Here is a 12,403-nt window from a genome sequence, read left to right on the forward strand (position 1 = left end):
CAGCGATGGAGAAGAGGTGAAAGACGACAGACGGCCGGATCAGCGGTCGTTCAGACGGCCGAGCTCGTTGTCGATGAACGCGAGCACTTCGTCGGTGGTGGCGGATTCGATCCGCTCCGCGACATCGGCGGAGGCGGAGTCCTCGTCGCCGGCTCGCCACTTCTCCACGAGGTGGCGCAGCCGGAGGGAGACCGCCGCGCGGGTGTGTTCGTCGGGATCGGCCGCGGTCAAGGCGGCGTCCAGCCGGTCGAGTTCGGCGAGGAGGGCGTACTGCTCGTCGCGGTCGCCGCCCCGGTGTTCGTGAAGCAGGGTGGCCAGCAGGTACTCGGCCAGGTCGTTCGGCGTCGGGTAGTCGAAGACGAGAGTGGCGGGCAGGCGCAGACCGGTGACGGCCGTGAGCCCGTTGCGCAGCTCCAGCGCGGTGAGGGAGTCGACGCCGAGGTCCTTGAACTCCATTCCTGCGTCGACGGCCTGGGCTGATGTGTGCCGGAGCACGGCCGCCGCCTCTGCCTGGACGAGTTCCCGTACGTGCCGCAGCCGATCGCCTTCTCGCAGTTCCCGGAGCCGGGCGGCGAGCATGTCCTGGGTGCCGGCCGCAGGGCCGCCGGCGGTGGCCTGCCGCTTGGCGCTCTTGATGAGGCGGCGCAGCAGCGGCGGCACCTCGCCGCGCATCCGGGGTGCGCCCGTGCCGGACATCCGGCCGAGGGGGACGAGGTAGGGCAGGTCGGTGGCCATCGCCGCGTCCAGGAGCGCCAGCCCCTGCTCCACGGAGAGCGGCGGAACACCCGAGGCTGCGATCCGCTGCCGGTCCGCCTCGGACAGCGTCGCCGTCATACCAGCCGACGGCGCCCACGCACCCCACGCCAGCGACTGCCCCGCCAGACCCAGACCACGACGATACGCCGCCAGGGCGTCCAGGAAGACATTCGCAGCGGCGTAATTGCCCTGACCCGCCGAACCCATCACACCCGAGACCGACGAGAACAACACGAACGCCGACAGGTCGAGGCCCTGCGTCAGCTCGTGCAGATGCCAGGCCGCATCCACCTTCGGACGCAACACCCCCGACAACCGCTCGGCCGTCAACGACGTCACCACACCGTCATCCAGCACACCAGCGGCATGAACCACCGCCGACAACCCGACCCCCGCCAACACCCCCGCCAGCGCATCCCGATCCGCCACATCACACGCCACCACCGACACATCCGCACCGGAAGCAGCCAACTCATCCCGCAACTCCACCGCACCCGGAGCACCCAGCCCCCGACGCGACACCAACAGCAAACTCCGCACCCCGTGCACAGCCACCAGATGCCGGGCCACCTCACGACCCAGACCACCCGTACCACCCGTCACCAGCACAGTCCCGTCACCCAACGGAGACCCCACCACACCGAGCGACGACTCCACCCGACCCAGCCGCGGCACGTACACGACACCGCCCCGCACGAGAACCTGCGACTCCCCTGCCGCGAGCACCTGCGCCAGGGACAGCTCGGAGTCGTCGTCGACGTCCACGAGGAGGAAGCGGCCCGGGTTCTCCGACTCCGCGGCCCGCACCAGGCCCCACACCGCGGCGCCCGCCAGGTCGGCCCCCGACACCGCACCCCGCGTCACGAACGCCAGACGCGAACCCTCAGGCCCCGCCAGCAACTCCTGCACCGCGGCGAGGGCCCGGGCACACGCCGCGTGCACGGCCTCCGGCGCATCACCACCGGACACGGGGAAGACCGTGAGCGCCGCGTCGTCGGCTGCGGAAACTCCGGTCCCGTCCGCGGGAATCCAGTCCAGGCGCAGCAGCCCGTCGCGCCCCGGCACCGTCTCGACCGGCCTCGCAGGGGCCCCGAGACGCAGCTCCGCCACGGACAGGACCGGCCCGCCCTCGGCGTCCGCCAGCTCGACGGCCAGAAGGTCCTCTCCCGTCGGCACGATGCGGGCCCGTACCACCGACGCGCCCGCCGCGTGCAGCGACACCCCGCGCCAGGACACCGGCACCAGCTCCCGCTCGCCCGCCGCCGCCCGCACCACCTCGGCCAGCAACGCCGGGTGCAGACCGTAGAGCCCGGCGTCCTCGGCGCGACCCGGCAGGGCGGCGTCGACCACCGTCCCGTCAACGATCGGCTTGACTGCGGCCGGCTCGGGCGTCAGACGTCCTGTGGCGTGGCAGGTCCACGGGCCGTCGGGAGTCTCCTCGGGGCGGGCGTAGCAGCCGACCGTACGGGCCCCGGTCTCGTCGGGAGCTCCGACCGTCACCTGGACCACCACGGCCCCCGTGCCGGGGAGGACGAGTGGCTGGTCCGTGAGGGCGAGTTCTGCGATGTGCTCGCAGCCGGCCTGTTCCCCGGCTCGCAGCACCATTTCCAGCAGGCCCTCGCTCGGGAGGACGGCCACCCCGTCGACGAGATGGCCGTCGAGCCACGGCAGCGCCGCCGTGGTCAGCCGACCGGTGAGCAGCACGCTGCCGCCGGAGTCGGCGGGCGTCACGGCGGCGCCCAGGAGGGCGTGCCCGGTCGCCGCGAGGCCGGCGCCCGCCACATCGCCCGTACGGACGGCCGGAACGGGCCAGTATCGCTCGCGCTGGAAGGCGTACGTCGGCAGGTCCACCCGCCGGGCGCCGGTGTCGTCGTACAGGCGCGTCCAGTCCACCGCGACGCCCGCGCAGAAGAGCCGCGCCAGCCCTTCGACGAGGGTGTTCTCCTCCTGCCGGCCCTTGCGCAGAACCGGGGTGGACACGATGTCCTGCGGGTTCTCGCCGCTCAGGACCTCCTGGGCGAGGGCGGTCAGCACGCCGTCCGGGCCGAGCTCGGCGAAGGCGGTGGCACCCGCCGTGTGCAGGGCCCGTACGCCGTCGGCGAACCGTACGGTCTCGCGGACGTGCCGCACCCAGTACTCCGGATCACACACCAGGTCGGCATCCACGGCCATCGCGATCCGCGGAGGAGAGAACGACAGCCCCGACACCACCGCACGGAACTCGTCCAGCATCGGATCCATCAACGGCGAGTGGAACGCATGCGACACCCGCAGCCGGGTCGTCTTGCGGCCCATGCCGCGGAAGTGCACGCCGATCTTCTCGACGGCGTCCTCGGCACCCGAAACAACCAGGGAGGAGGGGCCGTTGACGGCGGCAACCGACACGGACTCGCCGAGCAGCGGACCGACTTCCTCCTCCGTCGCCTCCACCGCCACCATGGCGCCGCCCTCGGGCAGCGCCTGCATCAGCCGCCCACGCGCCGACACCAGCGCACACGCATCCACCAGCGACAACACCCCGGCCACATGCGCAGCCGCAACCTCACCCACCGAATGCCCGGCCACGAAATCCGGCCGCACACCCAACGACTCCACCAACCGGAACAACGCCACCTCGACCGCGAACAACGCCGCCTGCGCACACGCCGTCCCGTTCAGCGCCGCCTCGTCACCACCCCACACCACATCCCGAACCGAAACATCCAACTCCGCACACACCGCGTCAAACGCCGCCGCAAACACCGGAAAACGGGCATACAACTCCCGCCCCATCCCCAACCGCTGCGACCCCTGACCCGAGAACAGCACCGCCAGCGACCGCTCGCGTGCGACCCCCCGGGCTATCTCGATCCCCTCCACCAGCACCGCCCGGTGCGCGAACCGCGCCCGCGAAGCGGCCAGCGAGAAGCCCACGTCCAACCCGGATCCGGCGGCGCCCGCCAGTCTCCCCAGCTGCGCGTCGAGCGCCTGCTCCGACCTGCCCGACACCACCCAGGGCGCCACGGTCCTCGCATCGGACGGTTCCGCGGGTGAATGGACGGACTGCTCCAGGACGACGTGCGCGTTGGTGCCGCTGAGGCCGAATGAGGAGACACCCGCCCGCCACGGCCGGCCGGCTTCGGGCCAGGCCGTGTTCTCGGTGACGAGGTCGATGGCGCCCGCCGACCAGTCGACGTGGCGGGACGGCGCGTCCACGTGCAGGGTGCGCGGCAGCACACCCTCCCGCATCGCCATGACCATCTTGATCACACCCGCCACACCCGCCGCAGCCTGCGTATGACCGATGTTCGACTTCACCGACCCGAGCAGAAGCGGCCGACCCGCCTCCCCCCGCTCCCGGCCGTACGTGGCCAGCAGCGCCTGCGCCTCGATCGGGTCACCCAGCGGCGTACCCGTACCGTGCCCCTCCACCGCGTCCACGTCCGCCGGCGACAGCCCCGCCGACGCAAGCGCCTGACGAATCACCCGCTGCTGCGACGGACCGTTCGGCGCCGTCAGGCCGTTCGACGCACCATCCTGGTTCACGGCCGAGCCCCGAACCACGGCAAGGACCTCATGCCCGTTGCGCCGGGCGTCCGAGAGCCGTTCCAGGACGAGTACGCCCACGCCCTCGGACCAGCCGGTGCCGTCGGCGGCATCCGCGAACGCCTTGCACCGCCCGTCCCCCGCCAGCCCGCCCTGCCGGCTGAAGCCGAGGAAGCTCATCGGCGTGGACAGAACGGTGACACCGCCGGCGAGGGCGAGCGAGGACTCGCCGCTGCGCAGGGACTGGGCGGCCAGGTGCAGGGCCACGAGGGAGGAGGAGCAGGCGGTGTCCACGGTCACGGCGGGGCCTTCGAGCCCGAAGGCGTAGGACACCCGCCCCGAGATCACGCTGTTCGCCAGACCCGTGCTGGCGTGGCCCTCGACGTCCTCGCGCGAGTTCATGACGAGCGAGGCGTAGTCCTGGCCGGTGGTACCCACGAACACGCCGGTCCGGCTACCGCGCAGCCGGGTGGCATCGATCCCGGCCCGCTCGAACGCCTCCCAGGAGGTTTCCAGCAGGAGCCGCTGCTGCGGGTCCATGGCGAGGGCCTCGCGCGGCGAGATCCCGAAGAATCCGGCGTCGAAGTCGCCGAGTGCGGAGAGGAATCCGCCGCGCCGGGCCGCGCTGGCCCCCCGGTTGCCGGTGGTGCTGTCACCGAAGAGAGCGGCCAGGTCCCAGCCCCGGTCGGTGGGGAAGTCCGTCATCCCTTCCCGGCCTTCGAGGAGCATCCGGAACAGGGCCTCCGGCGTGTCCACGCCGCCGGGCATCCGGCAGGCCATGCCGACGATCGCGATCGGTTCGTCGGCTGCGGGCGCCTTCGGGGCGTCCGTGTCCACGGTCTGCTGCCGGCCGAGGAGTTCGGCGAGGAGGTGGGTGGCGAGGGCGGTGGGGGTGGGGTAGTCGAAGACGAGGGTGGCGGGCAGCCGCAGGCCGGTGACGTGGCCGAGCCGGTTGCGGAGTTCGAGTGCGGTGAGGGAGTCGACGCCGAGGTCCTTGAACTCCCGCTCCGCATCGACCGTCGTGCCCGACGTGTGGCCGAGCACTCCGGCCGCTTCGGTGCGTACGAGGTCCAGCACGTGCCGGAGCCGTTCCTCCTCGGCCAGGGCGTCGAGTCGAAGCCCGAGCGCACCGGCGGTCGCCGACACGGCCGTCCGGCGGGCGCCCTTGAACAGCCCGCGGAACAGCGGCGGTATGTCGGTGCCCGGGCGTGCCCCGGTTCCGGTGGCGAGCCGGCCGAGGGGGACGAGGTAGGGCAGGTCGGTGGCCATCGCCGCGTCCAGGAGCGCCAGCCCCTGCTCCACGGAGAGCGGCGGAACACCCGAGGCTGCGATCCGCTGCCGGTCCGCCTCGGACAGCGTCGCCGTCATACCACCCGACGGCGCCCACGCACCCCACGCCAGCGACTGCCCCGCCAGACCCAAACCACGACGATACGCCGCCAGCCCATCCAGGAAGACATTCGCCGCAGCGTAATTGCCCTGACCCGCCGAACCCATCACACCCGAGACCGACGAGAACAACACGAACGCCGACAGGTCGAGGCCCTGCGTCAGCTCGTGCAGATGCCAGGCCGCATCCACCTTCGGACGCAACACCCCCGACAACCGCTCGGCCGTCAGCGACGTCACCACACCGTCATCCAGCACACCAGCGGCATGAACCACCGCCGACAACCCGACCCCGGCCAACACCCCCGCCAGCGCATCCCGATCCGCCACATCACACGCCACCACCGACACATCCGCACCGGAAGCAGCCAACTCATCCCGCAACTCCACCGCACCCGGAGCACCCAGCCCCCGACGCGACACCAACAGCAAACTCCGCACCCCGTGAACCGAGACCAGATGCCGGGCCACCTCACGACCCAGACCACCCGTACCACCCGTCACCAGCACAGTCCCGTCACCCAACGGCGACCCCACCACACCGAGCGACGACTCCACCCGACCCAGCCGCGGCACGTACACGACACCGCCCCGGACCCGCACGTGGGGCTCGGCTGCCGCGAGGACCCGCGCGACCGGCCACTCCCCGTCGCCCTCGACGTCGACGAGCAGGAAGCGGCCCGGGTTCTCCGACTCCGCCGCCCGCACGAGACCCGAGACAGCGGCTCCGGCCAGGTCCCCCCGTACCACGACGGCCAGGCGGGCGTCCGCCGGCCGCTCCTGCGCCAGCCATTCCTGCAGAGCAGCCAGCACACGAGCACAGGCTTCGTGCACCGCCCCGACCGTCTCACCGCCCTCGACACGCAGAATCGTCAGCCCCGCGTCATCGGCAGCGGAAGCCGCCGACACATCGGCGGGCACCCAGTCGAGGCACAGCAGCCCGTCCCGCAGCGGTGCGGGCCCGCCCGGCGCCCCCGGAGCGCCGAGGGTCAACTCATCGGCCGTCAGCACCGGTGCGCCCTCGGCGTCCACCAGCACGAGAGAGACGCAGTCCTCAGCCGTACGCCTGACACGCGCCCGCACGACCGACGCGCCCACCGCGTGCAGCACAACCCCGCGCCAGGACACCGGCACCAGCTCCTGCTCACCCGCCGCCGCCCGCACCACCTCGGCCAGCAACGCCGGATGCAGACCGAAGCGATCCGCCTCCCGCGCCGCCTCACCGGACAACGCAAACTCCTCGTCAGCGCCGGCCAGGTCCGTCGTCGGCCGCTCGGGAGCGGGTACGAGCATGCCGGTCGCGTGCTCCGTCCACCCCCCGCCGTCGACCCGGGAGAAGAACGCGACCGTTCGGGCGCCCGTCTCATCGGGTTCCCCCACCCGCACCTGGACCGTGGCACTGCCGTCCACGGGCAGGGACAGGGGGGTGGTGTGCACGAGGCGTTCGACGCGGTCGCAGCCGACGTGGTCGCCGACACGAAGTGCCAGTTCCAGGAGACCGGTTGCGGGCGTGGCCTGCCCCGTCAACCAGGGCTGCGCGTGGGTCGAGAGGCGGCTGGTGAAGACCACGCCTTCCGACTGGGCGAGTGGAAGGACCGCTCCGAGCATGGGGTGGGCGTCGGCGATCAGTCCTGCCGCGGTGACGTCTCCGGCATCCGGCGTGAGTGCGGGCCAGTAGCGCTCGTGCTGGAAGGCGTACGTCGGCAGGTCGACGCCACGGGCACCCGTGTCGTCGTAGAGGCGTGCCCAGTCGACCGCCACGCCCGCGCAGTACAACCGCGCCAACCCGTCGACGAGCGCCCGCTCCTCACCCCGCCCCTTGCGCAACACCGGGACGGCGACCTCGGCCTCGACGCTCAACTGGGCCAGCGCACACAGACTCCCGTCCGGACCCAGCTCCAGGAACGCATCAACGCCCTGCTCCGCCAGCAAGCGCACCACGTCGGCGAACCGCACGGTCTCCCGCACATGCCTCACCCAGTACTCCGGATCACACACCAGGTCGGCATCCGTCGCCATCGCGATCTCCGGCGCAGAGAACGACAGCCCCGACACCACCGCACGGAACCCGTCCAGCATCGGATCCATCAACGGCGAGTGGAACGCATGCGACACCCGCAGCCGGGTCGTCTTGCGGCCCATGCCGCGGAAGTGCACGCCGATCTCCTCGACGGCGTCCTCGGCACCCGAAACCACCACAGCCGACGGGCCGTTGACGGCGGCAACCGACACCGACTCCCCCAGCAGCGGACCGACTTCCTCCTCCGTCGCCTGGACGGCGAGCATCGCACCACCCTCGGGCAGCGCCTGCATCAGCCGCCCACGCGCCGACACCAGCGCACACGCATCCGCCAGCGACAACACCCCGGCCACATGCGCAGCCGCAACCTCACCCACCGAATGCCCGGCCACGAAATCCGGCCGCACACCCAACGACTCCACCAACCGGAACAACGCCACCTCGACCGCGAACAACGCCGCCTGCGCACACGCCGTCCCGTTCAGCGCCGCCTCGTCACCACCCCACACCACATCCCGAACCGAAACATCCAACTCCGCACACACCGCGTCAAACGCTGCCGCAAACACCGGAAAACGGGCATACAACTCCCGCCCCATCCCCAACCGCTGCGACCCCTGACCCGAGAACAGGAAAGCCACGGACCGGTCTCCGGCCACACCCCGCGCAACCTCGACCCCGTCCACCAGCACCGCCCGGTGCGCGAACCGCGCCCGCGTGACCGCCGACGAGAAGCCCACGTCGAGCGGGGAACCCGTGATCCCGGTGAGCCGTTCCAGCTGGGCGTCCAGGGCGGACGCAGACTTGCCCGACACCAGCCACGGGGCGAGCACCGCGGTGTCCGAGGGGGCGGCGGCCGGTGCGGCAGGGGCTTCCTCCAGCACCACGTGCGCGTTCGTCCCGCTGATGCCGAACGAGGACACGCCCGCCCGGCGCAGGCGTTCACCGGACGGCCAGCGCACGGCCTCCGTCAGCAGCCGTACGCCGCCCGCCGACCAGTCGACGTGGCGGGACGGCGCGTCCACGTGCAGGGTGCGCGGCAGCACACCCTCCCGCATCGCCATGACCATCTTGATCACACCGGCCACACCCGCCGCGGCCTGCGTGTGACCGATGTTCGACTTCACCGACCCGAGCAGCAGCGGCCGGCCCTCCTCACCCCGCTCCCGGCCGTACGTGGCCAGCAGCGCCTGCGCCTCGATCGGGTCACCCAGCGGCGTACCCGTACCGTGCCCCTCCACCGCGTCCACGTCCGCAGGCGACAGCCCCGCCGACGCAAGCGCCTGACGAATCACCCGCTGCTGCGACGGACCGTTCGGCGCGGTGAAGCCGTTGCTGGCGCCGTCCTGGTTCACGGCCGAGCCGCGGACGACGCCGAGCACGCGCCGCCCGTTGCGTACGGCGTCCGACAGGCGTTCCAGGACGAGTACGCCCACGCCCTCGGACCAGCCGGTGCCGTCGGCGGCATCCGCGAACGCCTTGCACCGGCCGTCCCCCGCCAGCCCGCCCTGCCGGCTGAACTCCATGAGGGAGCCGGGCGTGGACATGATGTTCACTCCGCCGGCCAGGGCGAGTGAGCATTCGCCCGCCCGGATGGCCTGGACGGCCCAGTGCAGGGCGACGAGGGACGACGAGCAGGCGGTGTCCACGGTCACCGCCGGGCCTTCCAGGCCCAGCTGGTAGGCGAGCCGGCCGGAGACGGCACTGGCGGCGATGCCGGTGCCGATGTCTCCGGTGGCGTCGTCGAGGGACCGGACGAGGAGGTAGGCGTAGTCCTGGCCGTTGGTGCCCATGAAGACGCCGGTCCGGCTGCCGCGCAGCCGGGACGGATCGATTCCGGCCCGCTCGAACGCCTCCCAGGAGGTTTCCAGCAGCAGCCGCTGCTGGGGGTCCATCGACAGGGCTTCGCGGGGCGAGATGCCGAAGAAGTCGGCGTCGAAGCCGGCCACGTCGTCGAGGAACCCGCCGCCACGGCTCACGCCGTGGCCGCGGGAGTCGACTCCGGCGCCGCGCAGGGCGTCGAGGTCCCAGCCCCGGTCGGCCGGGAAGTCCGACATGGCGTCGGTTCCGGCGGCGACGAGGTCCCACAGGTCCTCGGGCGAGTGGACCCCGCCCGGGTAGCGGCAGCCCATGGCCACGATGGCGATGGGTTCGGTGGCTGCGGCGACCAGGTTCAGGTTCTGGCGCCGCAGCCGCTCGGTCTCCTTCATCGAGGACCGGAGCGCTTCGACGACCTTGTCGTGGGGCGTGGGCGTGGCCATGTTCTGCTCCGTCAGCTCCGTCGGCCCTGCGGTTCGTCGCGGTGGGCCGGTACGGATGAGAGGTCGGGTGTCTGGTGGGCGGTCGGGTCGGACGAGGGCGTGTTGAGGGCTGCGTTGACGAGCGCGTCCACGTCCATCGCGTCGATGGAGTCGGCGTACTCGGGTGTCTTGTCCGCCTCGTCTTCGGGCCCGTCGTTCCGGCCGTGCTCGGCGGCGAGCCGCAGCAGCGGTTCCAGGACGCCGATGCGGCGCAGCTGGTCCACGGACACGGAGGCCAGCAGGGCCTGGAGCCTTGTCTGGTCGACGTCCTGGGACTCGGCGGCGTCGTCGGACGCCGCCGGGTCCAGGCGCCGGGCGATGTGCTCGGCGAGCTCGGCCGGGGTGGGCTGGTCGAAGACGAGGGTGGCGGGCAGGTCCAGGCCGGTGGCGGCGGTGAGCTGGTTGCGCAGCTCCACGGCGCCGAGGGAGTCGAAGCCCAGGTCGCGGAAGGCCTTCTCCGCGCCGACGGCTTCGGGTCCGGTGAGGCCGAGGACCTCGGCGGCCCGGGTGCGTACGAGGTGGAGCACCGCGGCTCCGCGCCGGCCCGCGGGCAGGGCGGCCAGTTCGGCGCGCTGCTCCGGGACCGCCGGGGCTGCCGCCGGGCCGGCCGTGTCCGCGCCCTGCGGCACGGGCAGGCCGGCGAGCAGCTTGCTGGGCCGCACGGCCGTGAAGGCGTGGACGAACCGGCCGGGGTCGACGTCGGAGATGACGGTGGTCGGCTCGGGTTCCATGACCGCGCGGCGCAGGGCCGTGACGGCGAGGTCCGGGTCCAGGGGCCGGATGCCGGCCCGGTGGGCGGCTCCGGACGCCCGGTCGCCGGCCGCCATGCCCGCACCGCCCCAGGCGCCCCAGGCGAGGGAGGTGCCGGCGAGGCCGCGGGCGCGGCGCTGCTCGGCGAGGGCGTCGAGGACGGCGTTGGCCGCCGCGTAGTTGCCCTGTCCGGGGTTGCCGACGGCCGCCGAGGCGGAGGAGAACAGGGCGAACACCTTCAGGTCCAGGTCCCGGGTGAGCTCGTCGAGGAGCAGTGCGGAGGTGACCTTGGCGCGGAAGACGGCGGTGAAGCGGTCCGGGGTGAGGCTGTCGACGACCGCGTCGTCGAGTACGCCGGCGGTGTGGACGACGGCGGTCAGCGGCGCCCGGTCCGGGATGGCGGCGAGGACGGCGGACAGCGCCTCGCGGTCGGCGGCGTCGCAGGCGGTGAGGGTGGCCTCGGCACCCGCTTCGGCCAGTTCGGCGCGCAGGGCGGCGGCGCCGGGGGCGTCCGGGCCGCTGCGGCTGAGCAGGACCAGGTGGCGGGCTCCGGCGGCGGCGAGGCGGCGGGCGACGTGTGCGCCGAGGGCCCCTGTGCCGCCGGTGATGAGGACGGTGCCCTCCGGGTCCCAGGTGCGGGCGGGCGCGGTGGCGGGTGCGGGTGCGGGGCGGGCCGTGGGCGGGCTCAGTCGGCGGCCGTGGATTGTTCCGGCCCGGACGGCGACCTGGTCCTCCCCGTCGGGTGCGGCGAGGAAGGCGGTGAGCCGGTCGAGGGCCGCGGGGTCGGCGGTGAGGTCGGCCGGGAGGTCGATCAGGCCGCCCCAGCGCTGCGGGTGTTCGAGGGCGGCGACCCGTCCGAGGCCCCAGACGGCGGCCTGGGCGAGGCCCGGTACCGGCTCGCCGGGGGTCACGGCGACCGCGCCCCGGGTCAGGCACCACAGGGGTGCGGTCAGTCCGGCGTCGCCGAGTGCCTGGAGGAGGGTGGCGGTCAGTGCCACGCCCTGCGGGACCTCGCCGGTCTCGTCGAGGGCGAGGAGGGAGACCACCCCGGTGAACTCTCCGCCCGCGACGGCGGCCAGTTCGCGCAGTCGCTTCGCCATGCCTTCCCGGTCCGCGTCGGTGTCCGGGGCGATCTCGAAGCGGACGGTGTCCGGGCCGAGCCGGCCGATGGCGGAGGCCGTCCAGGGGTCCGCGGCGTGCGCGGCGGGGAGGACGGCGAGCCAGGTCCCCGCCGGCGGGGCCGTGCGGCCGCGGCTGCCGGTGAGCGGCTGCCAGGTGATGTGCCGGCGCCAGCCGTCGATCGTGGCCTCCTCGGCGCGGCGGCGGCGCCAGTCGTCCAGGGCGGGCAGCACCTTGGACAGTGCGTCGCTGTCGACGTCGAGGGTCCCGGCGAGCGAGTCGAGGGTCTCGGAGCGTACGGCGGTCCAGAAGGCGTCGTCCGTTCCGGTGGCCGTGGCGGCCACCGCAGTGGCCGTGGCCGGGCTGCCGTGGGCCCAGTACCGCGCGCGCTGGAAGGCGTACGTCGGCAGCGGCACCCGGCGGGCGCCGGTCCCGGTGAAGACGGACGGCCAGTGGGGCGCGCAGCCTTCGACGTGCAGCCGGGCGACGGCGGTCAGGAGGGTGTCCTGCTCGGGTCGTCCCTTGCGTAGGGCCGGTACGGCGG

General features: G+C 73.0%; 2 protein-coding genes (1 of these 2 only partly in view). Both read right to left on the reverse strand.

The window, feature by feature from the left end:
* Positions 1–39: 39 nt before the first annotated feature.
* Positions 40–9,966: an SDR family NAD(P)-dependent oxidoreductase gene (locus ACZ462_RS05155; RefSeq protein WP_468251431.1), complete on the reverse strand. Its 9,927-nt coding sequence runs from the start codon at positions 9,964–9,966 to the stop codon at positions 40–42.
* On the reverse strand, positions 9,963–12,403 hold the end of the coding sequence (locus ACZ462_RS05160) for a type I polyketide synthase (RefSeq protein ID WP_467882463.1). It continues 26,188 nt past the right edge of the window; 2,441 of the gene's 28,629 nt are visible here — the last part of the coding sequence; the start codon falls outside the window, past its right edge; it ends in the stop codon at positions 9,963–9,965. The genes ACZ462_RS05155 and ACZ462_RS05160 overlap by 4 nt, the downstream gene beginning before the upstream one ends.

The organism is Streptomyces sp. NPDC031121 (assembly GCF_055570615.1).